The sequence below is a fragment of the Brevundimonas sp. FV1ps31S genome (genome assembly GCF_058681265.1).
In genome coordinates, this window is the sequence record NZ_CM178735.1 from 1,081,365 (window position 1) to 1,107,297 (window position 25,933).

General features: G+C 67.3%; 25 protein-coding genes. 12 read left to right on the forward strand and 13 right to left on the reverse strand.

Annotation, left to right across the window (positions count from 1 at the left end; all coding sequences use genetic code 11):
- Positions 1 to 119: 119 nt before the first annotated feature.
- The gene (locus ACVPT3_RS04945; protein WP_492043083.1) at positions 120 to 752 is read left to right on the forward strand and encodes a response regulator transcription factor; all 633 of its coding nucleotides are present in this window, start codon (positions 120 to 122) and stop codon (positions 750 to 752) included.
- 45 nt (positions 753 to 797) lie between these two features.
- Here ACVPT3_RS04945 and ACVPT3_RS04950 read toward each other — a convergent pair whose 3' ends face one another.
- The gene (locus ACVPT3_RS04950; RefSeq protein WP_492043084.1) at positions 798 to 2,720 is read right to left on the reverse strand and encodes a PAS domain-containing sensor histidine kinase; all 1,923 of its coding nucleotides are present in this window, start codon (positions 2,718 to 2,720) and stop codon (positions 798 to 800) included.
- Between the two features lie 183 nt (positions 2,721 to 2,903).
- On the opposite strand from ACVPT3_RS04950, the gene ACVPT3_RS04955 reads away from it, so the two are divergent.
- From ACVPT3_RS04955 to ACVPT3_RS04965, 3 genes are read left to right on the forward strand one after another with little or no spacing between them, the layout of a single operon-like run.
- On the forward strand, positions 2,904 to 3,425 hold the full coding sequence (locus ACVPT3_RS04955; RefSeq protein WP_492043085.1) for a Dps family protein: 522 nt from the start codon (positions 2,904 to 2,906) through the stop codon (positions 3,423 to 3,425).
- A gap of 40 nt (positions 3,426 to 3,465) precedes the next feature.
- Positions 3,466 to 3,846, forward strand: coding sequence for a response regulator transcription factor (locus ACVPT3_RS04960; RefSeq protein WP_492043086.1), 381 nt, complete (start codon positions 3,466 to 3,468; stop codon positions 3,844 to 3,846).
- A complete protein-coding gene (locus ACVPT3_RS04965) occupies positions 3,843 to 4,142 on the forward strand; it encodes a UBP-type zinc finger domain-containing protein (RefSeq protein WP_492043087.1) in 300 nt (99 codons plus the stop codon). The genes ACVPT3_RS04960 and ACVPT3_RS04965 overlap by 4 nt, the downstream gene beginning before the upstream one ends.
- A gap of 61 nt (positions 4,143 to 4,203) precedes the next feature.
- On the opposite strand, the gene ACVPT3_RS04970 is transcribed toward ACVPT3_RS04965, so the two are convergent.
- Positions 4,204 to 5,880, reverse strand: a complete 1,677-nt coding sequence (locus tag ACVPT3_RS04970; protein ID WP_492043088.1) for an FAD-dependent oxidoreductase — start codon at positions 5,878 to 5,880, stop codon at positions 4,204 to 4,206.
- Between the two features lie 199 nt (positions 5,881 to 6,079).
- On the opposite strand from ACVPT3_RS04970, the gene ACVPT3_RS04975 reads away from it, so the two are divergent.
- Complete coding sequence (locus ACVPT3_RS04975) at positions 6,080 to 6,655, forward strand: helix-turn-helix domain-containing protein (RefSeq protein ID WP_492043089.1); 576 nt, start codon at positions 6,080 to 6,082, stop codon at positions 6,653 to 6,655.
- A 6-nt stretch (positions 6,656 to 6,661) separates the two neighbouring features.
- Here the strand turns inward: ACVPT3_RS04975 and ACVPT3_RS04980 are convergent, their stop codons facing one another.
- The 6 genes from ACVPT3_RS04980 to ACVPT3_RS05005 all read right to left on the reverse strand — a co-directional run bounded on the left by ACVPT3_RS04980 (position 6,662) and on the right by ACVPT3_RS05005 (position 11,699).
- Positions 6,662 to 8,251, reverse strand: coding sequence for an MFS transporter (locus tag ACVPT3_RS04980; RefSeq protein ID WP_492043090.1), 1,590 nt, complete (start codon positions 8,249 to 8,251; stop codon positions 6,662 to 6,664).
- The gene (locus ACVPT3_RS04985; protein WP_492043091.1) at positions 8,248 to 8,670 is read right to left on the reverse strand and encodes a DoxX family protein; all 423 of its coding nucleotides are present in this window, start codon (positions 8,668 to 8,670) and stop codon (positions 8,248 to 8,250) included. Before ACVPT3_RS04985 ends, ACVPT3_RS04980 begins: the two co-directional genes overlap by 4 nt.
- Positions 8,671 to 8,672: 2 nt before the next feature.
- A complete protein-coding gene (locus ACVPT3_RS04990) occupies positions 8,673 to 10,556 on the reverse strand; it encodes an amidohydrolase (protein ID WP_492043092.1) in 1,884 nt (627 codons plus the stop codon).
- Positions 10,557 to 10,633: 77 nt separating this feature from the next.
- The gene (locus tag ACVPT3_RS04995; protein ID WP_492043093.1) at positions 10,634 to 10,852 is read right to left on the reverse strand and encodes a DUF1427 family protein; all 219 of its coding nucleotides are present in this window, start codon (positions 10,850 to 10,852) and stop codon (positions 10,634 to 10,636) included.
- Complete coding sequence (locus ACVPT3_RS05000) at positions 10,849 to 11,004, reverse strand: hypothetical protein (RefSeq protein WP_492043094.1); 156 nt, start codon at positions 11,002 to 11,004, stop codon at positions 10,849 to 10,851. The genes ACVPT3_RS04995 and ACVPT3_RS05000 overlap by 4 nt, the downstream gene beginning before the upstream one ends.
- 35 nt (positions 11,005 to 11,039) lie before the next feature.
- On the reverse strand, positions 11,040 to 11,699 hold the full coding sequence (locus tag ACVPT3_RS05005) for a hydrolase (RefSeq protein WP_492043095.1): 660 nt from the start codon (positions 11,697 to 11,699) through the stop codon (positions 11,040 to 11,042).
- A 327-nt stretch (positions 11,700 to 12,026) separates the two neighbouring features.
- Between ACVPT3_RS05005 and ACVPT3_RS05010 the strand changes: the two genes are divergently transcribed.
- Together ACVPT3_RS05010 and ACVPT3_RS05015 are read left to right on the forward strand one after the other, a co-directional pair.
- Entirely contained in the window at positions 12,027 to 13,001 is a 975-nt protein-coding gene (locus ACVPT3_RS05010; protein ID WP_492043096.1) for an alpha/beta fold hydrolase, read from the forward strand.
- Positions 13,002 to 13,011: 10 nt separating this feature from the next.
- Positions 13,012 to 13,353 (forward strand): efflux RND transporter permease subunit, encoded by a 342-nt coding sequence (locus ACVPT3_RS05015; RefSeq protein WP_492043097.1) that lies wholly within the window; start codon positions 13,012 to 13,014, stop codon positions 13,351 to 13,353.
- Between the two features lie 80 nt (positions 13,354 to 13,433).
- On the opposite strand, the gene ACVPT3_RS05020 is transcribed toward ACVPT3_RS05015, so the two are convergent.
- From ACVPT3_RS05020 to poxB, 5 genes are all read right to left on the reverse strand, one after another.
- Positions 13,434 to 16,598 carry an efflux RND transporter permease subunit gene (locus ACVPT3_RS05020; RefSeq protein ID WP_492043098.1) on the reverse strand — a complete coding sequence of 1,055 codons (3,165 nt, stop codon included), beginning with the start codon at positions 16,596 to 16,598 and terminating at the stop codon, positions 13,434 to 13,436.
- 2 nt (positions 16,599 to 16,600) lie between these two features.
- The gene (locus ACVPT3_RS05025; RefSeq protein ID WP_492043099.1) at positions 16,601 to 17,761 is read right to left on the reverse strand and encodes an efflux RND transporter periplasmic adaptor subunit; all 1,161 of its coding nucleotides are present in this window, start codon (positions 17,759 to 17,761) and stop codon (positions 16,601 to 16,603) included.
- Positions 17,762 to 17,866: 105 nt separating this feature from the next.
- Complete coding sequence (locus ACVPT3_RS05030; protein WP_492043100.1) at positions 17,867 to 18,208, reverse strand: hypothetical protein; 342 nt, start codon at positions 18,206 to 18,208, stop codon at positions 17,867 to 17,869.
- Between the two features lie 401 nt (positions 18,209 to 18,609).
- The gene (locus ACVPT3_RS05035; RefSeq protein WP_492043101.1) at positions 18,610 to 19,806 is read right to left on the reverse strand and encodes an MFS transporter; all 1,197 of its coding nucleotides are present in this window, start codon (positions 19,804 to 19,806) and stop codon (positions 18,610 to 18,612) included.
- 104 nt (positions 19,807 to 19,910) lie between these two features.
- The gene (gene poxB / locus ACVPT3_RS05040) at positions 19,911 to 21,629 is read right to left on the reverse strand and encodes a ubiquinone-dependent pyruvate dehydrogenase (RefSeq protein ID WP_492043102.1); all 1,719 of its coding nucleotides are present in this window, start codon (positions 21,627 to 21,629) and stop codon (positions 19,911 to 19,913) included.
- 64 nt (positions 21,630 to 21,693) lie between these two features.
- Between poxB and ACVPT3_RS05045 the strand changes: the two genes are divergently transcribed.
- From ACVPT3_RS05045 to kdpA, 5 genes are all read left to right on the forward strand, one after another.
- On the forward strand, positions 21,694 to 21,816 hold the full coding sequence (locus ACVPT3_RS05045; protein WP_492043103.1) for a hypothetical protein: 123 nt from the start codon (positions 21,694 to 21,696) through the stop codon (positions 21,814 to 21,816).
- Positions 21,817 to 22,007: 191 nt separating this feature from the next.
- On the forward strand, positions 22,008 to 22,577 hold the full coding sequence (locus ACVPT3_RS05050; protein ID WP_492043104.1) for an SRPBCC family protein: 570 nt from the start codon (positions 22,008 to 22,010) through the stop codon (positions 22,575 to 22,577).
- A gap of 31 nt (positions 22,578 to 22,608) precedes the next feature.
- Complete coding sequence (locus tag ACVPT3_RS05055) at positions 22,609 to 23,781, forward strand: zinc-dependent alcohol dehydrogenase (RefSeq protein ID WP_492043105.1); 1,173 nt, start codon at positions 22,609 to 22,611, stop codon at positions 23,779 to 23,781.
- Positions 23,782 to 24,116: 335 nt separating this feature from the next.
- Positions 24,117 to 24,203 (forward strand): potassium-transporting ATPase subunit F, encoded by an 87-nt coding sequence (locus tag ACVPT3_RS05060; protein WP_492043789.1) that lies wholly within the window; start codon positions 24,117 to 24,119, stop codon positions 24,201 to 24,203.
- A gap of 12 nt (positions 24,204 to 24,215) precedes the next feature.
- Positions 24,216 to 25,925, forward strand: a complete 1,710-nt coding sequence (gene kdpA / locus ACVPT3_RS05065) for a potassium-transporting ATPase subunit KdpA (protein ID WP_492043106.1) — start codon at positions 24,216 to 24,218, stop codon at positions 25,923 to 25,925.
- Positions 25,926 to 25,933: the final 8 nt, after the last annotated feature.

Here is a 25,933-nt window from a genome sequence, read left to right on the forward strand (position 1 = left end):
CGCCGATCCGGTCCGGTTGAACAGCCTGCGCCTTGACCCGGCTGCAAAGACAGGCCGGATCATTGCATTGCATTTTCAGCTTTCGTAGTCAGACGGCTCAGACTTGCGAGGAGGGGCGGTTGAGCGGAGCGGAGCTGGAGAGGCCGGTCGTGATCGTGATCGACGACGATCCCATGGTGCGCCGCGCCCTGGACTCGCTCTTTCGCTCGATCGGCCTGGCGACCGCTCTGTACGAATCCGCGACCGCTTTTCTGGCGAGCGAGCCGCCGAACGCCCGCAGTTGCATCATCACCGATGTGCGAATGCCCGGCGTAAGCGGCCTGGATTTTCAAAAAGCTCTTGCATCTCAAGGGGTGACGACGCCGGTCATCCTGATCACCGGTCATGGCGACGTGCAGATGTCGGTCCGAGCGATGAAGGCGGGAGCGGTGGATTTTCTCACCAAACCCTTCCGCGACCAGGACCTGATCGACGCTGTCCACGAAGCCCTGGAACGCGACCGCCGCATCCGCGAGCGCGCCAGCGACATCGCGGGCGTCGAGGCGCGTTACGCCCAGCTGACCCCGCGCGAGCGGCAGGTGATGGACTTGGTCGTCGCGGGCCTTATGAACAAGCAGACGGCGGCGGAGCTTGGCCTCAGTGAGATCACCGTCAAACTGCATCGGTCCAGCCTGATGCGGAAGATGGAGATCCATACAGTGGCGGATCTGGTGCGTCTTTCCCAGGATCTGAAGTCCCAGGCGCAGGCCTGAAGCCTAGAACGTGTTGGGGAGCCGGAGCCTTGCTCCCTGGACCGGTCAGGCCTTGGGCGGGTTCGACAGGAGCGGCAGGCAAATCGACAGCCGCGCCCCCGCGCCCGGTTCGGAGACAATCCTGATCGAGCCCTCGTGAGCCTCTACGGTTGACCGGCAGATGGCCAGGCCCAGGCCCATCCCGTCCGGGCGCGTGCTGAAGAAGGCGTCGAAGGCGCGCTCGGCGCCGTCCGCGTCGAATCCGGGTCCATTATCGATGATGTCGATGATCGCATGGCGGTCCTGGAGGCAGGTCCGCATGTCGATGGCGGGGGCAGGGGTTCCGGCCGAGGTCATGGCCTGGGCGGCGTTCGTCAGCAGATTGACCAGCGCCTGCTGAAGCAGCACGCGGTCTGCCTGAACATAGCCGTCGGCGGCGGCGAGCGTGACGCGGACCGGAATGTTCAGACGCTCGAGATCGTGGCGAACCAGCCGCAGCGCCCCGACGGCCAAGGCGTCAACGGCGACCGCCTCGGTCTCGGGACGGGCTCGACTGACCAGTTTGCGCACGCGCTTCACTACGCCGGTGGCGTGGCGGGTGGCGTTCAGCACGTCCGCCAGGGCCTCACGCGTCTCTTCGAGGTCGGGCGGAGACCGGTCCATCCAGCGCAGCGCGGCCTCGGCTGAGGTCATAATGGCGGCCAGGGGTTGGTTCACCTCATGGGCGATGGAGACGGACAGTTCCCCCATGGCCGCCGTACGGATAGCGTATTCGGCCTCTTGCTTCGCATGGTCGAAGGCGAGCTGCAGGCGGCGCCGTTCGGTGATGTTCAGCACCACGGCCTGCACCCGGTTCGCTTCGTGCCCCGGCGGCGGGAAGGTGATGGCGACGATGATCGGGATCGACTCGCCGCGCCCGTTTAGAACTTCGGTTTCCGCCTGATAATAACCGCGCCCCTCGTCGAAGGCGATCAGGAAGTCGATGAAGGTTCCTTCCGTCGCCGGCAGGATTTCAGCCAGGCTGCGGAAGAAATTCTCCTTTCGCTCGACGCCCATCAGTTTCAGGGCCGTGTCGTTGACGTCGGTGATGGGGATCATCTGCTGGGCGTCGCGGACGAACTCGGGATGTTGGAGCAGATAGGCGTGAAGATCCTCCACCCCCGATTCCCGAAGCCCCTTGAGCGCCGCGCGCAGGGGGCCGAAGTCATGCTCCCAGATGCCGACGGCCAGGGTGTTGAAGATGCTGCGATACCGCACTTCACTGGCGCGCAGGGCGGCGTCGGCCGCCTTGCTGGCGGTGACGTCCGTGTTCGATTCCAGAATGACCGGGGGCTTTCTGAGATCGTGGTTGTCCAGGGTCCAGCGGCTCAGCACGATCAACCGGCCGCCGTCGCGGCATTGATGGCTGATCTCGCCTTCCCACAGGCCATTGGCGAACAGATGATCGTTGATGCTGTCCAGCGCCGTCGGAAATCGGGACTGAAGGAGCTCGTGGGCGTTTTGTCCGACGGCCTCCTGCCGGCTCCAGCCGTACAGACGCTCGGCCCCGCGGTTCCAGAACAGGATCTGACCGTCTGGCGAACGCGTGAAGATGGCGTCGTGGGTCACGTCCAGAAGTGCGGCCTGACCAACAAGGGTCTGGCGGTCGCGAAGCGTCTTGACGATCAGAAAGCCGGTGATGCTGATGGCGGCGACACTGACGCAATAGCGGAGCAGGGTCGCGAACTGCGGGTTCAGCCCGTGGTCGAACAGCAGACTGAAGGTCGCCAGGCCGATCATGCCGCAAAACAGGATCTTGACCCGGCGGATAGACAGGAAGTCTCCCAACATGAGCAGCGGCACGACATAGAAGACGGCGACCGCGCTGATCAGCGGGGTGAAGGTGTCGAGCAGGAAGATGACAAGGATCAGCACAGGGCTGATGAGCAGACGCAGGCGGCGCAGGAGCGCCGCAGCCGAGAGGCCTTGATCGTGTCGGGCTGAATCCACTGGCAGTCCCTTCCGACCGTGTTTGCGGCATCACGCTAATAAGCGTGCGGCGTGGGGGCAATGACAGGCTTCGTCGCCGGGTCGCAAGACCACGCGTCTGTTCAAATTCCACGCGTCCGATGCAAGAGCGGCGAAGACGGCGGGTCTAACGTCCAGATCAGGGACAAGCCTGGAAGGAACGTCATGGACCGCCAAACTCTCGAAACCCGCCGCCTGGCTCCGCTCAGGACCCCCACGGGTCTGACGGCCGAGGCGATCCAGGACATCAGCGGCGCGATGAACGCCCTGCTGGCCGATGTCTTCGCCCTGTATCTGAAGACCAAGAATTTCCACTGGCACATGTCGGGGCCCCACTTCCGCGATTATCATCTGATGCTGGACGACCAGGGCGACCAGATTCTGGCCATGACCGATCCGATCGCCGAGCGCGTGCGCAAGATCGGCGGCGCGACCCTGCGCTCCATCGGTCAGATCAAGACGCTTCAACGCGTGCTGGACAATGACGCCGACTATGTGAGCCCCGAGGACATGCTGGCCGAGCTGCGCGACGACAACGGCGACCTGGTCCAGCGCATGCGCGCCGCCCATACGGTGTGCGACGAACAGGGCGACGTGGCCACCGCCAGCCTGCTGGAGAACTGGATCGACGAGACTGAGCGTCGCGTCTGGTTCCTGTTCGAGGTCAGTCGTCACGGAAACGCCTGACACATTGGCGGTCCCGCGTTCCGGCGCCGAGATTTCCGCAATGCAACAGCCCCCCCTTATTGCGGTCGTCGACGACGACGGCATGGTTCGCACCAGCCTGACGCGGCTGTTGCGGTCCATGGGGCTTCGGGTCCAGGCGTTCGAGTCCGGCGAGGCCTTCCTCGCGGCTTCGGACCTCGCCGTCGATTGCGTGATTTCCGACATGCAGATGCCGGGCATGAACGGCCTGGCTCTGCAGCGTCGGATCGTCGCCGAACGACCGGATCTTCCGGTCATCTTCATGACCGCCTTTCCGGATGAGCTGACGCGTTCGCGCGCCATGGCCGCCGGAGCGGGCTGCTACCTGGAGAAGCCGTGTTCCGCCGACGCCCTGTCGCGCTGTATTGAACGCGCGCTCCACCCTGCAAGGAGGCCGACATGACCTGTTCGCACCTGAACACCCTCAAGCGCGTCACGCCCAGCGCGGCGGGGTGCGAGGACTGTCTGAAGACGGGCAGTTGGTGGGTGCATCTACGGCTTTGCCGTGAATGCGGCCATGTCGGCTGCTGCGACGAGTCGCCGAACCGGCACGCGCGCGCCCACTTCCACGCGACCCAGCACCCGATCATCGAGGGTTACGATCCGCCCGAAGGTTGGGGCTGGTGCTATGTCGACGAGCAGGAAGTGGATGTTGGAAGGCCCACGCCGCATCCCGGGCCGATCCCCCGGTTCTTCTGAACCGCCTTGAAAAAGGACGGCCGCCCCCGATCCGGAGGCGGCCGTTCTTGCGTTCCAGCCCTCAGTCGCGGCCCAGCGAGGCCAGATAGGCGTGAATGGCCTGGACCACGACCGAGCCCTCGCCGACGCCGGCGGCCACCCGTTTGACCGAGCCGGCGCGGACGTCGCCGACGGCGTAGATCCCGGCCCGCTCGGTCTCATAGGCCGAGGCCCCCGGCCGCAGGTCCGGCGTCTGGCCCGGCCGCAGACAGGTGACGACAAAGCCGCTGTCGTCCAGCGCCAGACAGTCCGCCACCCATTCGGTATTGGGCCGGGCGCCGATCATGACGAACAGGGCGTGGGCGGGGATCCGGGTCGTCTGGCCCGTGCGGCGGTCGGTCCAGGCCACGCCGGACAACAGCCGGTCGCCCTCCAGCTGGGTCACCTCGGTGTGGGGATACAGGGTGATGCGGGGCGAGCGCAGGATGCGCTGGACCAGATAGTCGGACATGGTCTCCGACAGGCCGGGGCCGCGCACCAGCATATGGACGTGGCCGACGTGGCGCGACAGATACATGGCGGCCTGGCCGGCCGAATTGCCGCCTCCGACCACGACCACGTCCAGGCCGCTGCACAGTTTCGCCTCCATGGCGGTGGCGGCGTAGTGGATGCCGTGGCCTTCGAACCGGGCGTAGTCGGGCACGTCCAGCTTGCGATAATGGGCGCCGGTCGCCACCACCACGGCGCGGGCCTGGACGATCTGATCGTCTTCCAGCCGGATCCGGAACGGGTGGACGCCGCAGTCCAGGGCGACGGCGCCACGCGAAATGGCCATGCGCGCACCGAACTTCTGCGCCTGGATCAGGGCGCGCCCGGCCAGGGCCTGGCCCGAGATGCCGGTGGGGAAGCCCAGGTAGTTCTCGATCTTGGAGCTTGTGCCGGCCTGGCCGCCGGGCGCCAGGGCCTCGATCACCGCCGTCGACAGGCCCTCGGACGCGGCATAGGTCGCCGCCGCCAATCCGGCCGGACCGGCCCCCACCACCACGACGTCCCAGACCTCGTCCGGGTCGAACCGCTCGGTCAGGCCCAGATGGTCGGCCAGTTCCGGCAGGCCGGGATTGGACAGGACGGAGCGGTCGGGCGAGATCACGACCGGCAGATCGCCGCCCCCGACCGCGAACACCTCCATCAGCTGAGCCGCCGCAGGATCGGTCTGCGGATCGACCGTACGCAATGGGTAAGAGTTGCGGATGATGAACCGCTCAAGCCGTTGGGTGTCGCCGTCGTTGGGATCGCCGATCAGCACCACGCCGGCCTGGGCGTGATACAGGAACCCCATCCGGCGCAGGATGAAGGCCCGCATGATCAGTTCGCCGATGTCGGGCTCAGACGACATCAGCCGGGCCAGGTCGTCGTGGTGGACGCGGATCACCCGCCCCGGACCGGTGGATCGCCCATCCACCAGCAAGGCGCGTTCCGAGACCTGGTCCAGTTCGCCCGTGAACTGATGGGCCTGGTGGGTCACCAGCAGTTCGTCGGCGCCCTGGTCGTTCTGGCGGATGATGGCGATCTCGCCTTCGACCACTACGAAGAAGTCGGCGCGCCGGTCGCCGCGCCGGAACAGCACCTGGCCCGCAGCCACGGCTTCTTCGTCGCCATAGTTGCGCACCCGGTCCATCATCTCGTCGCTCAGGCGGGGATAGACCTGGGCGGTGCGGGCATAGGGGTCTTCGGTGATCAAGGGATCGGCGGACGCCATGGCGGTCCTCCAGGAAGGTCTGTGATCGGGCCATCATCGCCGCGATCCCGGTTTCCCGCTTGTACCAAACCTGCGCCGCGCCGACCCCATACCAAAGGTTAGGCGCCCAAGACCAAGTCGGGGCCTGACCAACCGATCGTTCAATGGCGGACAGGGACGGCGCTCGTCAGTTTGGTCAGACCAAAAGCCGGAGGCCGCAATGACTGACCTAGCCACAACCTTCTCCGATACTCGGGTGACTGCGCCGTCGCTGGAGAATCTGGGCCCGACCGCCTTCCGCATCCTGGCGGAAGTGGATGGGGCGCTGGACCGCAACGCCGCCGCTGCGCGTCATGGCCTGGCGCAGCTTCAGGCCCTGTTGCGCGTCCTTCCGGTCTGGTCGGGCGAAGCCTATGACCGGTCGCGCGAACCGGCCCGCGAGGCCGAGCCCGCACGCGGCGGCCTGGCGGCCTGGCAGATGAAGCGGGTGGCCGAGTTCGTGAGAGAGAACCTGGACGATCGAATCCATGTTGAGGATCTGGCCTCGCGTGTCCGGCTCAGCGCCAGTCACTTCTGCCGCGCCTTCAAGATCACGACCGGCGAGACCCCCCACGCCTATGTGATGCGTCGCCGCCTGGAGAAGGCCAAGGCCATGATGTTGAGCACCGACGAAAGCCTTTCCCACATCGCCGACGCCTGCGGACTGGCGGATCAGGCGCATCTGACCCGCCTGTTCCGCCGCCATCTCGACGCCACGCCCTTTCAATGGCGCCGCGACCGCCGTCTGGCCGCCTGAGCCGCCTCAGGTCGCGGGAGCGATCAGGTGGCGGACGCGGGGCGGTTGGTCGCCGATGTGGAAACGCTGGATCTGTTCCTGGGTCAGCCGGTCGTCATGGGTGATGCGCTGGTGCTGTCGCAGATGCTCCAGCCAACTGGGTACGACGAAGCTCTCGACGACCAGGCCCGGTTCGGCCGCATCCTCGAACAGACGCCAGTCTAGGGCGCCGTCGCGTTTGCGAACGGCGCTGAACGGCCTGATCGCTTTCACAAACTCGGCGACCTGGGTCGGGTCGATCCGGTACTCGATCAGGATCATCACCGGGCCGCGATCCGGCGCCGGTTCGCCCGCGACGGTCGGCTCGACCCAGTGGCCCGACGGCGTCAGGTCCAGGGCGCCGGTCGCCGGCAGGCGAAAACGCAGGGCGGTCCCGGTGGCGAGCAACAGGGCGATCCCCGCGACCGTCAGGGCGGTGGCGACATCGGTCCGGCTGGCCAGACCGCCCCAGACCAGGCTTCCCGCCGTCATGGCGCCCTGGAAAACCAGCAGATAGATCGCCAGGGCGCGCGCCTTGACCCAAGTCGGCGCCGCCATCTGGGCGGCGACGTTCAGGGACGACAACATGGTGATCCAGGCCAGACCGGCCAGGATCATCACGCCTCCGGCGAGGATCAGGTTTGCGACATGGGCCAGCGCCAGTGTGGCCATGGCGAAGACGACCGACCCAAAGATGGACAGGCTGTTGCCGCTGACGTGTTTTCGCACCCGCGCCAGCACGGTCGCGCCCAGGATCGCGCCCAGGCCCATACAGCCCAGCAAGGCGCCGTATCCCGCCGCGTCCAGCCCCAGCGTCCGCCGCCCCACCACGGGCAGCAGGGCCCACAGGGCGCTTGAGAACAGGAAGAAGGCGACCGACCGCAGCAGCACCAGTTGCAAGGCCGGCGCATGACGGGCGTAGCCATAGCCCGTGCGCAGGGCGGCGAAGAAATGCTCGGGCGGCAGGTTGTCCACCCTCGGCTGCCGCTTCCACGCGATCAGCACCCCCAACACCGCCAGGATCGAAACGGCGTTCAGCGCATAGACCGCCGCCGATCCTGCGACGGCGACAATCACCCCGCCCAGAGCCGGGCCGATCGCGCGGGCGATATTGATGCCCAGGCTGTTCAGGGCGATCGCGTCGGCCAGGGCCGGCTTCTCGACCAGCTCGGGCACGATGGCCTGAAACGCCGGGGCGCTGAGGGCGGCGCCCAGGCCCATGACGGCGGTCAGGGCCAGCAGGATCAGGGGCGTGATCAGGTTCAGGGCGGTGACCGCCGCCAGGGCCGCTGCGCCGACGAGGATCAGCGTCTGCGACGCGACCAGAAGCTTGCGCCGGTCGACCACATCGGCCAGCGCCCCGCCGGGGAGGGCGAACAGGAACATCGGCAGGGTCGTCGCCGCCTGGACCATGGCCACCCACAGCGGGCTGGGCGACAGGGAGGTCATCAGCCAGGACGAACCGACGTCGTTCATCCATGTGCCGATGTTGGAGACGATGGTCGCGATCCACAGGGCGCGGAACAGCGGCGTGGCCAAGGGGCCGCGGCTTGCAGCGGGGGCGGGCGCGCCGCTCATGCGCGGCGGCGCTCGGCCAGGACGGCCGCCAAGATTAGTCCGCCGATCAGGCCGAGGTTGGCGGTGAAGGCGTTCATGTCGTGGAAGCGCGCCATGGGATCAGACAGGGTCCAGAAGGCGTGGCCGATCAGGTTCGCCAGGCCGGTGAAGACGCCCAGGGCGCCGGCGCCCAGCCAGGTCCAGCGGCTCAGGATGACGGCCAGAGACCCGCCGATCTGCAGTAGGATCACGCCGACCGCGACCGCCGCCGCCGGCTGCAGCCCGAAATGGGCCGCCTCGCCGACGGCCGAGGCGAAGTCGAACAGTTTCAGCACGCCGCTGATCCAGAAGGGCGAGGTCAGCAGGATCCGGGCGATCAGGGCGACGCCCGGGGCGTCGAGCAGGTCGGCGATAGGGCGGGGGGAGGTGGCAGCCTTCATGATCACACCGCCCAGCAGGCGCAGCCCAGGGCGCCCCAGAAGGATTTGGCGTCGGCCGCCGGGGCCTGAAGCCGGGCGGTCGCCGCATGGTCATGGCCGTGGACGCCGCAAGCGGTCGAACAGCCGCAGGCCGCCGCGACCTTGGCGAAGAAGCCGGTCCGTTCCTGAGTCTTGGTCGTGTGATAGCCGCCGAACGCGCGGACCGGCGACCAGTCGGGCGTCGGCGGCGGGATCGGCGGCGCTTCGCGGCTGAAGTCGCCGGCCCCCCAGACGATCTTTCCGCCCAGCAGCGTCAGGTCGCTTTCGATATGGACGATCTCGTCCTCGGCCACCGAGAAATAGTCGCGGTCCAGCACGACCAGATCCGCCAGTCGGCCCACCGCGATGACGCCCTTCTTGCCTTCTTCGTTCGAGAACCAGGTATTGGCCTCGGTCCACAGACGCAGCGCCGCCTCGCGGTCCTGGCGCTGGGCGGGCGGATACATGCGCAAGCCGCCCAGGCTCTTGCCCGTCACCAGCCAGCTCAGCGAGACCCAGGGATTGTAGGAGGCCACGCGGGTGGCGTCCGTGCCGGCCCCGACCGGCACGCCGGCGGCCAGCATCCGCGACACCGGCGGAGTGTTCGCCATGGCTTCGACGCCATAGCGTTCGGCGAAATCCTCGGCCTGGTACATCATGCGGTGCTGCACGGCGATGCCGCCGCCCAGGGCCGCGATCCGGTCGATGTTGCGTTCGCTGATCGTCTCGGCGTGGTCGAAGAACCAGTGCAGGCCGTCGAACGGAATGTCCTGATTGACCTTTTCATAGACGTCCAGCGCCCGGTCGATGGTCTCGTCATAGGTGGCGTGCAGCCGCCAGGGCCAGCGTTGCTCGACCAGTTGGCGGATCACCGGCTCCAGGTCGGTCTCCATATTGGCCGGCATGTCGGGACGCGGCTGGCGGAAGTCCTCGAAGTCGGCGGCGGAATAGACCAGCATCTCGCCGGCGCCGTTGTGGCGGTAATAGTCGTCGCCCTGGCCGGGCCGAACCTGTTTGCCCCAGGTCTTGAAGTCGGCCAGCTCTTCCTTCGGCTTCTGGGTGAACAGGTTGTAGGCCAGACGCACGGTCAGCTGACCGTCGGCGTGCAGCTTCTCGATGATCTCATAATCGTCGGGATAGTTCTGGAAGCCGCCGCCGGCATCGATCACGCTGGTCACGCCCAGCCGGTTCAGCTCGCGCATGAAATGGCGGGTGGAGTTGAGCTGGTACTCCTCCGGCAGCTTCGGCCCCTTGGCCAGGGTCGAATAGAGGATCATCGCATTGGGCTGGGCGATCAGCATGCCGGTGGGCTCGCCCGCGGCGTCGCGCTGGATCTCACCGCCCGGGGGATTGGGCGTGTCCTTGGTATAGCCGACGGCGCGCAGGGCGGCTCGGTTCAGCAGGGCGCGGTCATACAGGTGCAGGATGAAGACCGGCGTCTCGGGCGCGGCGGCGTTGATTTCGTCCAGGGTCGGCAGGCGTTTTTCGGCGAACTGGTGGCGGGTGAAACCGCCGACGACGCGCACCCACTGGGGCGGCGGGGTGTTGGCCGCCTGGGTCTTCAGCATGGCCATGGCGTCGGCCAGACTGGGCACGCCGTCCCAGCGCAGCTCCATATTATAGTTCAGCCCGCCCCGGATGACGTGAGTGTGGCTGTCGATCAGGCCGGGCGTGACCCGCCGACCGCCCAGGTCGATGATCTTGGTCTCGGGTCCGGCGGTCGGGATGATCTCGCGCGCCGAGCCGACGGCGGCGAACACCCCGTCCTTCACGGCTACGGCGTCGGCGTTCGGATTGGCGCGGTCCAGGGTGGTGAAGCGGCCGCCGTGCAGGATCAGGTCGGGAGCGTCAGTTGAAGAGTCGGTCATGGAGGAAGTCCGTGCGAAGGCGGCGGGAGCCAGTCCGGCTAGGCCGAGGGCGGTGAGGGCTGTGCGGCGGGTCTGGCTCATCGGGTAACGCCGGGAACGGAATCGGCGGGCGGCGCGACGGCCGGCGGCGACGGGTTCAACCTGTGCCGCACATATTGCGTCCCCTGTTCACCCAGGAGAATGCCCAGTAGTCCCAGCAGGGCCACATAGGGCGGGGCCGGAGAACGGACGTTGAGCAGGCCATAGAGACACCCGACCAGCAGGCCCACGGCCAGGGCGATGACAAGGGGTTTCATTGCGCGTCCTGTCTTTGGTCGATCGAAACGGGGTCGCTGGCGGGGAAACTGTCGCTCAGCGCCTCGTCCAGGGCCTGATCCAGGGCCTGTTCGCGGTCCGGATCGGGCGCCGCCGGGACGTCCGTTTGCTCACTGTCGATGCGGTCGGTCATGGCGGCGCCTTTCTGGTCAGCAGATTGGAACGGGGTCAGCCTTCGCGGGCGTGTTCGCCCAGCATGGCGCGGGCGTACTGAAGCCCCACGCCGTAGGCGCCGCCGAACTTCACCGCAGCCCCGGTGGTGGTTTCATAGGTCTCGCCGCGCGCCCAGTCGCGTTGCAGCTCGAGCAGATACTGGATCGAGGTCATGGGCCGGGCGCCGGCCTGGATCATCCGCTGGACGGCGCGCTCATGCGCCTCGTTCGAGACGTCGCCCGAGGCGTCGGTGATGACGAAGACTTCGAAGCCCTGGTCGATGGCCGACAGGACCGGACCGACGATGCAGACCGAGGTCCACAGGCCGGCGATGACGATGCGCGACTTGCCGGCGCGGTTGACGGCGTCGGTCACCTGAGAGTCTTCCCAGGCGTTCATCGTGGTGCGGTCATAGACGGGGGCGTCGGGCAGGGCGTCCTTGATCTCGCTGAAGATCGGGCCGGAGAAGGTCTTCTCCGCCACGGTGGTCAGTATGGTCGGAACCTTGAAATCTCGCGCGGCTGTCGCGACCAGGGCGGTGTTGGTGCGCAGGGCGCCGATATCGATCGAGGCGGTGGCGAAGGCCATCTGCGACTGGTGATCGACCAGGATCAGGGTGTGGTCAGCGGGGGTCAGCAGGCCTTTGCCGGCGGTCGGGGTGGCGGTGGCGGTCATGGTCAAATCCTCTGGTTCAGCCGCGCTGCGGCGTTTCGATGAAGGGAGTGTGCCTGCGCTTTCGAATGTCCGAAATGGAAACTAGCAAAACTCATCGTTTCTATTTCTGGTCTAATTTCGGGCGATTCCGGTCCTGGACGACCAGTGGCTTGGCGGAAGCCTGTGCGTATCCGGCCGTCTGGTCTTGGACCGAAACGCTCAAAAGCGGTCGTCGCGGCGGCGCTCGATCACAGCGGCATGGTCCAAGACCAGCGCCTTCGGGCCAGTCAGTTTGCCAGCGTCGATTACGGGCGCGGCCGCACCGCGTGACCCTTGGAACCTGTGCAAATGACGGCATTCGTATCCGACTTCCCCCAGGCGTCTCGTCGCGGCCTTTTGGCCGGCGGAGCGGCGCTCGGGCTGTCCTCCCTCATCCCAACCATCGCATCGGCGGGCGCGACCAGCGCCTCGGCCTCCATCACCGGAGATGACACCATGTCTTACGTCACCACCTCGGACGGCGTTCAAATCTACTACAAGGACTGGGGCCCCAAGGACGCCCAGCCGATCGTCTTCCATCACGGCTGGCCGCTGAGCTCGGACGACTGGGACACCCAGATGATCTACTTCCTGCTGAAGGGGTTCCGTGTCGTCGCGCACGACCGTCGCGGCCATGGTCGCTCCAGCCAGGTGTCCGAAGGCCATGACATGGACCACTATGTCGCCGACGTCGCGACGGTGACGGCCCATCTGAACCTGCGCAACGCCGTCCACATCGGCCACTCGACCGGCGGCGGCGAGGTCGCCCACTATGTCGCCCGTCACGCCGACCGCGTGGCCAAGGCCGTGCTGGTCAGCGCCGTGCCTCCGATCATGCTGAAGACCGTCGCCAACCCGGGTGGTCTACCGATGGAAGTGTTCGATGGTCTGCGCGCCAGTCTCGCCGCCAACCGGACCGAATTCTATCGCGCCCTTGCCGCCGGACCCTTCTACGGCTTCAACCGTCCCGGCGTGACGACGCTGGAGGCGGTGGTCGACAACTGGTGGCGCCAGGGCATGACGGGCGGCGCCAAGGCCCACTACGACGGCATCAAGGCCTTCTCGGAAACCGACTTCACCGACGACCTTAAGGCCATCCAGGTTCCGACCCTGGTGATGCACGGTGACGACGACCAGATCGTCCCCTATGCCGACTCCGGTCCGCTGTCGGCCGCCCTGCTGAAGAACGGAACGCTGAAGACCTACGCCGGCTATCCGCACGGCATGTTGACGACCCACGCCGACGTGCTGAACGCCGACCTGCTGGCCTTCATCCAGTCCTGATCGAGCGGACATGAAGAGGCCGCCTCGCAGCGATGCGGGGCGGCCGCCTTCCGTTTGGGCAATAGCCGCCGACGAGAAGGCCGACGGACGTAGACCTTGGTCTTCCAAGTGGCGGTGTGAGCGAAATGAGGCAGCTCTTGTCGAGGCGACGGTGCTCCGGGCTCGACCGGCCCTGCTGACGGCCCTCGCCGCTGTGCTGGCATTCCTGCCCCTGACGCTGTCGACCTTCTGGGGCGCCCTCGCCGTCGTCCTGATCGGCGGAACGCTGGCGGGGACCGCTCTGACGCTCTTCTTCCTGCCCGCCCTTTACGCCCTCTGGTTCCTCGGCCGGAAGGCGAAGCCCGATGTCTGAGCAGATTGATCTGTGAAGTCCCGCCTGTGCGACGGTCCGAGTTCGGCGAGGTCGCACAGGCGTTCTTCAGTTGCTCCGCGTCATTTCGGAGCCGGAACGGATCGCCACTGCGCCGCAAGGACCGGTAGGACCATCAATGTCAGCAGCGTAGCCGTGGTCAGCCCGCCGATTACCACCGTGGCCAGCGGCTTTTGCACCTCGGCCCCCGCGCCCGCCGCAAAGGCCATCGGGACGAAGCCCAGCACCGCGACCAGGGCCGTGGTCAACACGGCGCGCAGGCGGCTGACGGCGCCGTGAAGCGCCGCCTCGCCCGGCGGGTCGCCCTCGGTCAGTCGCTGTCGGATGGCCTGCATCAGGACCAGGCCGTTAAGCGTCGCCACGCCTGACACAGCGATGAAGCCGACCGCCGCGCTGATCGACAGTGGCATCCCGCGCAAGGCCAGCGCCAATGCGCCGCCGACCAGGGCCAGAGGGACACCGGCGAACACCAGGGCCGCGTCCTTCCACGACCGAAGCGCCAGGACGAGAAGTAGGCCGATGGTCAGGAAGACGAGGGGCACGATCAGCGCAAGACGCGCCGAGGCCCGCTGCAGGTTTTCGAACTGCCCGCCCCAGTCGATCCAGCCCGACGGCGGCGGCTGGACCTGATCGGCGACCTTGCCTTGAGCCTCGGCGACAAAGCCGCCCAGGTCGCGGCCGCGGACATTGGCCTGGACGATCATGCGACGCTTGCCGTCGGCGCGGCTGATCTGGTTCGGGCCCTCGGCAACGTCGAAGCGAGCGACCGAGGACAGGGGCACGGTCGGGGCGCCGGCTTGGGCGTTCTCCGGCATGACCGGTAGTTGCTCCATGACGGTCGGATCGGCGCGCAGGGCGTCGTCCAGCCGCACCACCACATCGAACCGCCGGTCGCCCTCATTGACCTGACCGGCGGCGCGGCCGGCGAAGGCGATGGCCAGGGCGTCGGCGGCGTCGGAGGCATGGACGCCCTGCGCCGCCGCCACGGTGCGGTCGACGCTGGCGGTGATGGTCGGCTGGCCGGACACCTGTTCGACCCGTACGTCCGCCGCGCCTTCTATTCCCTTCAGGACGGCCGCGATCTGCTGCGCCGTACGGTCCATGGCGGCGAAGTCGTCGCCATAGATCATGACCGCCACGTCCGACCGGACCCCGGCGATCAGTTCGTTGAACCGCATCTCGATGGGCTGGGTGAACTCGTAATTGTTGCCCAGCAGGCTGGACAGTCGCACCTCCATGTCCGCCACCAGATCGGCCTTCGCCAGTCGCGGCTCGGGCCAGTCGCTGCGGTCCTTCAGGATGACGAAGGTGTCCGAGATCGACGGGGGCATGGGGTCCGACGCGACCTCAGCCGTGCCGGTGCGTGTGAAGACGCGCTCGACCTCGGGCATGGCCTTCAGAGCGCGTTCGACCTGGAACTGCATCGCCTGGCTCTGTTCCAGCGAGGTCGAGGGAACGCGCAGGGCCTGGACCAGGACGTCGCCCTCATCCAGTTGCGGAACGAACTCGCGACCTAGCGTCAGAAAGGCGATCACACCTGCCAGCAGCGCCAGCCCCGCGCCGGTCAGCACCAGCTTGGGCCGGGCGATGGCGCCCTCCAGCAGCGGTTGATAGCGGGCCTTGGCCGCGCGCGTCAGTCGCGTCTCCTCGTGATCCACCCTGGGCTCCTTGACCAGCAGGGCGGCCATGGCGGGAACGAAGCTGAAGCTGAGCACGAAGGCGGCGGCCAGGGCCAGCATGACGGTGGCGGCCATCGGCCCGAACATCTTGCCCTCCACCCCCTCGAACATCAGCAGTGGCGCATAGACCAGCAGGATGATCGCCTGACCAAAGGCGGCGGGACGCGCCATTTCGCGGGCTGAGGCCGCCGCTACCGACAGGCGTTCAGCGACGGTCAGGGGCCGGCCCGTGTCGTGCCGGGCGATGCCGAGGCGACGCAAGGTGTTCTCGATCACCACCACGGCGCCGTCGACGATCAGGCCGAAGTCCAGCGCGCCGAGGCTCAGCAGATTGGCGCTGATGCCGAACCGGTTCATCGCCGAGGCGGCGAACAGGAAGCTGAGCGGAATGACCAGGGCGGTGATGATCGCGGCCCGCACATCGCCCAAGGCGAAGAACAGCACGGCGACGACTAGCAGGGCGCCCAGCAGCAGGTTGTGCTCGACGGTGCGAATGGTCGCCTCGACCAGTTCGGTGCGATCCAGTTCGGGCCGCAGGTTCACGCCGGGCGGAAGGCTGGGCGCGATGGCCTTCAGCCGTTCGCCGACGCGGCGCGCTACCTCTCGCGAGTTCTCGCCCTGAAGCATCAGGGCCGTACCGACCACGGTTTCGCGGCCGTCGGCGCTGGCCGACCCCAGGCGCGGGGCCCGACCGATCTCGACCGTCGCCACGTCCGATACGCGGATCACCTGGCCGCCCCGGTTCAGGATCGGCGTCTGGGCCAGGTCGCTCAGGCTTTTCAGACGGGCGTCGGCGCGCACGATATAGGCCTCGCCCGCGCGGTTGACGTAGCCCGCGCCGGCGATGCGATTGGCGTGCTCCAAGGCCTCGACCAACTGCACTAGGCCGACGCCGTAGGCGGCCAGCCGGCTGGGGTCGGGATGGACCGCATACTCCTTCACATAGCCGCCCAACACGTCCACCCCGGCGACGCCGGGCACAGTCTTCAGCTGGGGCGCGACGAGCCAGTCCTGGACAGTGCGCAGATAGGTGGCCTTCTCCTGATCGGTGACCAGACGCTCGCCCTCGGGCGTGACGTAAACGGCGCCCGGGCGAGCCGCCGGACCCGTCAGCTCCAAGGTCCAGATATAGACCTCGCCCAGGCCGGTCACGACCGGACCCATCGACGGCGACAGCCCCGCGGGCAGGTCCTCGCGTGCGGCCTGCAGCCGCTCGTTGACCAGGTTGCGGGCGAAATAGATGTCGGTCGCGTCGGTGAAGACGGCGGTGATCTGCGAGAAGCCATGGCGCGACAGGGACCGGGTCTCAGTCAGGCCCGGCAGGCCGGCCAGCGCCGTCTCCAGCGGGAAGGTGACCTGGCTTTCGACCTCCTCGGGGCCGAGCGCCGGCGCGACAGTGGTGATCTGCACCTGGCGATTGGTGATGTCGGGCACGGCGTCGATGGGCAGGTGCAGCAGTTCGCGCCCGCCCAGAACCGCCAGGACGACGGCCAGTCCGACGACCAGCCAGCGGAAACGCACCGAGGCGTCGATGATCCGGTTCAGCATGATCAGTGTCCGTGCTCGGCTTCGCCCTTGGCCAGTTCGGCCTTGAGCAGGAAGGCGCCGGCGCCGGCGATACGCTCGTTGCCGGCCAGGCCGGACACGATCTCGATACGACCGTCTGACGTCCGCCCGGTCACGACGGGCCGCGCGCGGAACCCGCCGCCCTCTTGCACGAAGACGGACGGCGCGCCGTCTATGGTCTGCACCGCGTCCAGCGGGACGACGGGGGTTCCCGTCCCAACGCCGGCCGAGACGCCGGCCGAGACGCGGGCCGACACGACGGACCCCGCTGGGGGCGTCTCACCGGACGGCCGCGCGCGAACGATGACGGCGCCGTTGGCATTGGCTGGCGCGATAGCGATGACGACGCCCGACACGACACGCGATCCCGCGACCGTGCTTTCCAGCGTGTCGCCGACTTTCAGTATCGAGGCGGCTGAGGGCGGGGCCTCGAACATCAGTTCGACGCGGCCCGGGTCGGCGACGGCGGCGACCTGCAAGGCCTCTTCATGCAGCACCTGACCCGGTGCGGCGCTCAGGCGGGTGACGACGCCGGCGATGGGGCTGCGCACCACCGTCAGGCCGTCGGACCCCGGCGCGCCGAAGGCGCCGACGCGGGCGCGGGCGGCCCGGTGCTGGGCCTCGGCGCGACGCGTCTCGGCGGCGGTGACGTCCAGCCGGGCCTGCGAAACCCAGCCCTGTTCGAAGAGGGTGCGGTCGCGACGTTCGGCGGCGCGGGCCGCCTCGACCGTCGCGCCGGCCGCGTCCGCGTCGGCGCGAGATGCGGCGCCGTCCGGGCTTCGCACGGTGATCAGCGGCGAGCCGGCGGCCACGCGATCACCCAGGCCGACATGGACCCGCACCACGGCGCCGCCCAGCGGAGCATCGACGGCGGCCTCGGCGCCGGGCGCAAAGGCGACGCGGCCCGGCAGCTTCAGTTCGGCTCCGCCCCCGCGCTGGACGGCGATGACGGACACGCCGGCCCGTGTCGCCTCCTGGGGCGTCAGGGCGACGAAGGCCTCTTCGCCAGCCTCGTCGGCGTCGCCCGCCTCGGCATGTTCGGCCTCGGTCTGGGGACGGTCCAGAATGCGGGCGGCGCCGAAGCCCGCACTCAGAGCGATGACTACGGCCGCGCCGGTCATCAGCCAGTGTTTCTTCAAGGTCATGATCGATCCTCGCCCGGCGCACGGCCGGGCCCAGAGTTCAGGACGCGCGGCGTCTCCGCCACGCGCAGGGCTCAGGAAGGGCTGGACGCGAGGTCCGGCCGCGGATCAGAGTCTGGGAGGCCGCTCGGGACCGTCAGGCCACCCAAGCGGGGAGGCGATGCTGTCGCTCCAGGCCTCGGGCTGGCCGAAGACCGCGAGGAAGCGCGGCGTCGCCATGTCGTTGGACACAGCGGGATGCGGCGCGTGGCAGCAGCCGTTGGCGCACGCCGGGCCACAGTCAGGGCACTGGATATCCTCGCCGGACACCGCCTCGACGATCTCGAAGTTGGACGGCGTTTCCGCCCCGCAGGCATGGCTTTCGAAGGCGGGCATGGCGAAAACCAGCGTCAGCAGCAGAGTGCTGACGAAGCCAAGTCGACGGACCACTTCCCGCAGAGCTTTAAGCATCACAGGTGCTCTTATCACCCACGGACGGCAAAGTCTTCGCCGCAAACGGCAGCGCTTCATCATACCGCCATACGTAGCGATGGGCCCTCTCGGGATGCCGGCGAGCACAGCAGCGCAGGTCACTCTTTTTCCAGCGCCGAACGTCTGGTTTTCGCATGGAGTCCGACGACCGCCCCTGGCGCTAAGCCGTCCTAGCCTCGTGTAGTGGTGGCTGGAAAATTGCCCGTCTTTCAGACAGCGATTGAGCCACTCCTAAGTGGTCCCGACACCCGGCCGCCAGACCGGCGCGACGACCGAACGGTCAGGCTGACCTTTCAGCACGACAACCTCATGGCCGTTCCGGATCAGGGGCGCCATTGCCAGCAGCCGCCACGGGGCGCCGACAATGCCACTTTCCTGGCTCAGCGTCCCTTGGCCAGGCTGCGGGCCTGAAGCAAGGTGGCTATCACCGCCGCTACTGCCCCAAGCGCCACGACGCCAATCCAGTCGAACCGCGTCCAGGCGACTGTGGCCAGGGCCGATCCGGCGGCCCCGCCCAGGAACATCGACCCCATAAACAGGGTGTTCAGCCGCCCTCGCGCCTCGGGACGCAGGGCGTAGACAATGTGCTGGTTCGAGACCAGGGCGCTCTGCACGGCGAAATCGAGCAGGATCACCCCAACCACCAGGCCGGCGATGGAGGTCCAGGCGCCGAAGATGATCCAGGACGCCAAGGTTAGAAGCGCGCCCAGGGCGATCACCTCGTGCGGGCCGCGCTTGTCTGCGATCCGTCCGGCGATGGGGGCGGCGACGATGCCCACGGCCCCGACCACGCCGAACAGACCCGCCGCATCGGCCCCCAGATCATAGCGCGGCTCCTGCAGATGTAGGGCCAGTATGGTCCAGAAGGCGGCGAAGGCGCCGAACAGCAGGGCCTGGGTCGCCGCCGCCAGGCGCAGGGCGGGAAACTCGCGCCAAAGATCAACCAGGGTGCGCAAAAGGGCGGGATAGGACAGGCGGCTGTCTGGGCGGCTGGTGGGCAGGACGGCGGCCATCAGACCGCCCGCGATCAGCGCCAGGGGCGCGCCCAGCCAGAACATCTCACGCCAGCCGGCGTGGGCGCCGACGAAGCCCGCCAGGGTCCGGCTCAGCAATATGCCGCACAGGACCCCCGACATGACCACGCCCACCGTCGCGCCCCGCTTCTCGGGCGAGGCCAGGTGGGCGGCGAAGGGCACGATCTGCTGGGCCACCGTGGCGACGATCCCGACGACCAGCGAGGCCACGATCACTAGGGCCGCGCCCGGCGCAACGGCGGTCGCCGCCAGGGCCAGGGCCAGGACCACGAACTGGCCGACGATCAGCCGCTTGCGCTCGACCAGATCGCCCAGCGGCAACAGCAGGAACAGGCCCAGAGCATAGCCGAGCTGCGTCACGGTCGGCACGAACCGGGTCGCCTCGCCCGGCAGGTCGCGTTCCATCAGACCCAGCATCGGCTGGTTGTAATAGATGTTGGCCACCGCAATCCCGGCGGCCACGGCCATGGCGAACATCAGGCCCCGTCCCAGGCCGGCGGAGGTTTCGGGGGCGGCGGACGCGGGTCGGGTTTCGGCGGTCATCGGAACGTCTTTCTGCACCTCGAACGATCCGCCCTTGTCGCCCGGATGGTCCGACCGGGTCTTGTACCGGCGTGTCGTGAGACGCCGCCTCGAACCGCTGCGGCCTAGAGGTTGGTCCGGGCCAGTTTGATCACCTCGTCGCCGCGCCCGTTCATGATGGCCTTCAGCATGAACAGACTGAAGCCCTTGGCCTGTTCCAGCTTGATCTTGGGCGGGATGACCAGTTCCTGGCCGGCCGTGACCACATCGACAAGCACCGGGCCGGGATGGGCCAGGGCCTGAGTGATGACATCCTCGAGCTGGTCGGAATCTTCGACGCGGAAACCCTTGATCCCCATGGCCGTCGCCATGGCGGCGAAGTCGGGGTTCTTCAGATCGGTGCCGGTGTCCAGGAAGCCGCCCGCCTTCATCTCCATGGCCACGAAACCCAGCGAGCCGTTGTTGAAGACGATCACCTTCAGCGGCAGATCCAGTTGGGACAGGCTGATGAAGTCGCCCATCATCATGGTGAAGCCGCCGTCGCCCGACAGGGAGATCACCTGTCGGCCCGGCGCGGCGGCCTGGGCGCCTATGGCCTGAAGCATGGCGTTGGCCATGGAGCCGTGGTTGAAGGACCCCAGCAGCCGCCGCCGCCCGTTCATCTTCAGATACCGCGCCGCCCAGACGGTCGGGGTGCCGACGTCGGCGGTGAAGATCGCATCGTCGGACGCCAACCGGCTGACGACCTCGGCCAGATATTGCGGATGGATGGGCCGGCCCTTCGCAGACGGGCGCGCCAGATCGTCCAGACCCGCGCGGGCCTCGCGATAGTGTTTGCGCGCCGCCTCCAGGAAACGCGGCGACCGATCCGGCTTCAGCTGCGGCAACAGGGCGGCGACGGTTTCGGCGACGTCCCCGACCACGCCCTGGGCCAGATGGGCGCGCTTGCCCAGGCTGGACGGGTCATGATCGATCTGAATGATCCTGGCGTTCGACGGATAGAAATTGCGATAGGGGAAGTCGGTGCCCAGCATGACCAGGGCGTCGCAGTTCATCATGGCGTGATAGCCGGACGAGAAGCCGATCAGGCCGGTCATGCCCACGTCGTAGGGATTGTCCCATTCGACATGTTCCTTGCTACGTAAGGCGTGGACCACCGGCGCCTGAAGCGCCTCGGCCAGGGCCAGCACCTGTGCGTGGGCGCCCGCGCAGCCGCTGCCCGCCAGTATCGTCACCTTCCCGGCCTGGTTCAGCAAATAGGCCGCGCGCGCCACATCGGCGACGGCGGGGGTGATGCGCGGCTTGCCGGGCGGGGTCCAGTCGGGAGAGGCGCCTTCCGGCGCCGGGGCCAGTGCCACGTCGCCGGGCAGGACGATCACCGCCACCCCGCCCTTGCCGACGGCGGTGTTCAGGGCGCGCGCCAGGACGGCCGGCATCTGGGCCGGATTGGACACCAGTTCGCAGAAATCGCTGCACTCGCGAAACAGTTCCTGCGGATGGGTTTCCTGGAAATAGCCCAGCCCGATCTCTGACGAGGGAATATGGGCGGCGATGGCCAGGACCGGCGCGCGGTTGCGGTGGCAGTCGAACAGACCGTTGATCAGATGCAGGTTTCCCGGTCCGCAACTGCCGGCGCAGACCGCCAGCTCGCCGGTGATCGCGGCCTCGGCCCCGGCGGCGAAGGCGGCGGTCTCCTCATGGCGCACATGCATCCATTCGATCTGGCCGAACCGTCGGAGGCTGTCGTTCAATCCGTTCAGACTATCGCCCGTGACGCCCCAGATCCGGCTTACGCCGGCCGAGGCGAGGGTCTTGGCCAGCAGGTCCGCCACCGTCGTCGCCATGAGCTCGTCCTTGTGAAATTACACCGCAGGGTGCGGGAATGAATCGATCGAGTCTTGTCTGGAAATGCGCCAAAGCGTGGCCGGTTCGAATCTCGACGTGGGCGGCCAGGGGCGTATCGGCGGCGACGACAAGATCATAGCCGTCCTGCGCGAGCAGTTTGGCGCGTTCATAGCCGCTTCCGGATGAGGCGCCGGTCCCGACGGCCAGGGGGGGGCGGGCGGTTTCGGCAGCGGTCTGGGCCAGGGTGTCTGTCATAGGGCCGCCGACGGTTGGGTCAGGCTTCCAACCCTCGGCAGCCGCGCCTGTTCCCTGTCCGACAGTGGGAACGAAGCCTCGGCGCGGTGGTTGACGCTATTCAGCTGACCGGAGCTAAGTCCATGTCTTATAGTGAAGTTTCGACCGACGCTGATGTCGGGTCGACGGCCTTCGTCGATAAGGATCGACGCGAGGGGGAATATGAGGCGTCCAGCCTCAGAGCGGTCCTGATCAATCGGCCGCGAGAGGAATTGTACGCCTATTGGCGCGATCTCACGAACCTGCCGACCTTCTCGGAAACTGTGAAGTCGGTGGAGCTTCTGGAGGCCGGCCGCTCTCGCTGGATCGTCTCCGGACCGGGCGACAAGGATGTCGAACTGACCAGTGAAATCACCGAGGACGTGCCCGGCGAGCGCATCGCCTGGACCTCCAGCGAAGGGTCCGACGTCGATCATGAAGGTTGGGTGTCGTTTAAGGACAACCCCTTCGGTCGCGGCACGGAGGTGCGCGTCTTCATCAGCTATGCGCCGCCTGCCGGATTCGTCGGCAAGGTCGTCGCCAAGGTGATGCAGCGCGAACCCCGCATTCAGGCCCGGCGGGAGCTCCGTCGCTTCAAGCAACTGATGGAGACGGGCGAGATTTCGACGTCCAAGGCGCCCGACGCCGCCCCCCGCGCCTCGCGCCACTTCTGAACTTCCGACCTCACTCGATAAGGAGCCGCCCATGCGCGCCCTCACCTGGCACGGCAAACACAATGTTCAGGTCGACACCGTCCCTGACCCCCAGATCGTCAATCCGCGCGACGCCATCATCAAGATCACCGCCACCGCCATCTGCGGTTCGGACCTGCACCTTTACGACAGCATGATCCCGGGCATGTCCAACGGCGACATTCTGGGCCATGAGTTCATGGGCGAGGTGGTGGAAGTCGGGCGCGGAAACACCAGCCTGAAGAAAGGCGACCGCGTCGTGGTGCCCTTCGTCATCGCCTGCGGCCAGTGCTTCTTCTGCGAGCGGTCGATGCCGGCGGCGTGCGACAACTCCAACCCCGCCGACAAATCCGACGCCACGGAGATCGCCTATGGGCATTCCGTCGCCGGCCTGTTCGGCTATTCCCATCTGACGGGCGGGTTCGCGGGAGGACAGGCGGAATACGCCCGGGTGCCCTATTCAGACTATGGGCCGATCAAGATTCCCGACGGGATAGAAGACGAGACGGTGCTGTTCCTGTCGGACATCTATCCCACCGGCTGGATGGCGGCCGAGAATGCGCAAATCCAGCCTGGCGACACTGTTGCGATCTGGGGCTGCGGTCCCGTGGGTCTGTTCGCGATCAAGAGCGCGATCCTGCAGGGGGCCGGCCGCGTCATCGCCATCGACCGCCATCCCAACCGTCTCGCCCTGGCCAAGGCCAACGGGGCGGAGGTCCTCAATTATCATGAGGTGAAGGTGCGCGAGGCCCTGCTGGAAATGACCGCAGGCCTGGGCCCGGACAGCTGTATCGATGCGGTGGGCATGGAAAGCCACGGCTTCTCGCCGGACAATGTGATTGACGCGGTCAAACAGGAGACCCGGCTCGGCACGGATCGTCCGCATGTGCTGCGCGAGACCATCATGGCTGTGCGAAAGGGCGGCACGGTTTCGGTTCCGGGCGTCTATGGCGGGGTGGCCGACAAATGGCCTGTCGGGGCCTTCATGGAGAAGGGGCTGACATTGAAGACGGGCCAGACCCATGTGCAGCGGTATCTGCCACAACTGTTGCAACTGATCCTGGAGGGACGGATCGACACCACGGACTTGATCAGCCATCGCCTGCCTCTGGAACAGGCGCCCGAGGGCTACAAGAATTTCAAGGAAAACCAGAACGAGTGGACCAAGGTGGTGCTGAAGCCGTAGCTGAGGCCGCCTCGACCTGTTCCGGATGCGTCGAGGGTCTGATCCGAGCGCGCCCGGACGCTGGCGGGATAGGTGGTCGTGGGGCGTGCGCCCCACGTTACTCTCTGTGAGGCCCGCATAGGCAGATCGGTCGTACGTCGGATCGGCCACAATTTTTATGCTCCCTTTATGCGGAAGCAGGATTCCCGCATCGCACGCTTATGCCCGACGATGGTCTGCTGACGGCTCAGTAGAGCTGGAGGTGTCGGCATGGCCGATCTGATTTTCCTGGCGTTGGGCGGCGGGCTGTTTCTGGCCTTCGCCGTTCTCGCCGTTGCGTTGAAACGGGTGTGACGATGGTGATCGATGTCCTCTGGGGCGTCGGCGCCGTCGGCGTCGCCGTCTACATGATCGCGGCCCTGCTGCGCCCCGAGCGGTTCTAGGGAGCCGCTGTCATGACTATTCAAGGATGGGCGGAAATCGCCCTGACCATCGGCCTCGCCGCGCTGCTCGGCTGGCCGATCGGCGTCTACATGTCGCGTGTCTGGAATGGCGAACACACCTGGCTGGATCCGCTGCTGCGGCCGGTCGAGCGTCTGTTCTATCGCGCCTCGGGCGTGAACCCGGCTCACAGCCAGGGTTGGCTCGGTTATGCCGGCGCCCTGCTGGCCTTCAATGCGGCGGGCTTCCTTCTGCTGTACGCCCTGCTGCGCTTCCAGGGGGGGCTGCCGATCAATCCGCAGGGCTTCTCGGACCTGTCGCCGGACCTGGCGTTCAACGTCGCGGTCAGCTTCGTCACCAACACCAACTGGCAGTCCTACGGCGGCGAGACGACGATGTCGCACTTCAGCCAGATGGCGGGCCTGACGGTGCAGAACTTCCTGTCGGCCGCGACCGGCGCCGCCATAGCCGCGGCCCTGGCGCGCGCCTTCGTCGCCAATCGCGGCGAGGGGGTCGGCAATTTCTGGGCCGACATGACCCGTACGACGCTGTGGGTGCTGCTGCCCCTGTCGATCGCCCTCGCCATCGTCCTGGTCGCTCTGGGCGTGCCTCAGACGCTGGACGCTTCCGCGACCGCAACCGGGCTGGAGGGCGGGTCGCAGACCTTGTCGCTGGCCCCCACGGCCAGCCAGCTGGCGATCAAGCAACTGGGCATCAACGGCGGCGGGATCTTCAACGTCAACTCGGCGCATCCGTTCGAGAACCCGACCCCGCTGACCAATCTCATCACCGCCGTCTCGATCAATGTGCTTGGATGGGCCGCCTTCTTCGCCTTCGGCCGCAGCGTTCTGGCCAGAAGGGACGTGAGGGCGCTCGCGATCGCCGCCCTGGTGCTGCTCGGCCTTTCGGGCGCTGCGATGTACGCCATCGAGACCCAGCCGGCGCCGGCGCTGGTCGCGGCCGGAGTCGACGCCTCGGCCAATATGGAGGGCAAGGAAGTTCGCTTCGGGGTCCCGGCCTCGGTCGCCTGGGCGACCATGACCACGGGGGCGTCGAACGGCTCGGTCAACTCCATGCACGCCAGCTACATGCCCCTTGGCGGAGGCTTGCAGATGTTCCTGATGCAGCTGGGGGAGATCCTGCCCGGCGGGATCGGCTCGGGCATCGCCGTCATGGCGGTCATGGCCCTGCTGGCCGTCTTCATTGCAGGGCTGATGGTCGGTCGCACGCCGGAGTATCTGGGCAAGAAGATCGAGGCGCGGGAAATCCAGTACGCCATGGTGGCGGTCTTGGTCCTGCCTCTGGCCATTCTCGGCTTCTCGGCCGTGGCGGCGGTGCTTCCGACCGCGCTGGAAGGGCTGTTGAACAACGGTCCGCACGGCCTGTCGGAGATCCTGTACGGCTACACCTCGGCGGCGGCGAACAACGGCTCGGCCTTCGCCGGCCTGACCGCCAACTCACCGTGGTGGAACACGACCCAGGGGGTGGGGATGCTGATGGGCCGGTTCGTGCCCGCCATCGCGGTCCTGGCCATCGCGGGCAGTCTTGTGGTCAAGCCCAAGCTCACCCCCAGCGCCGGCGCCATGCCGACCCACGGGCCGCTGTTCATCGGCCTTCTGATCGGCGTCATCCTCATCCTCGGCGGGCTGCAGTTCTTCCCCGTTCTCGCCCTTGGCCCCCTCGTCGAGCATTTCCAGATGCTCGACGTGCTGGCCGGGCTCTGACCCGGATT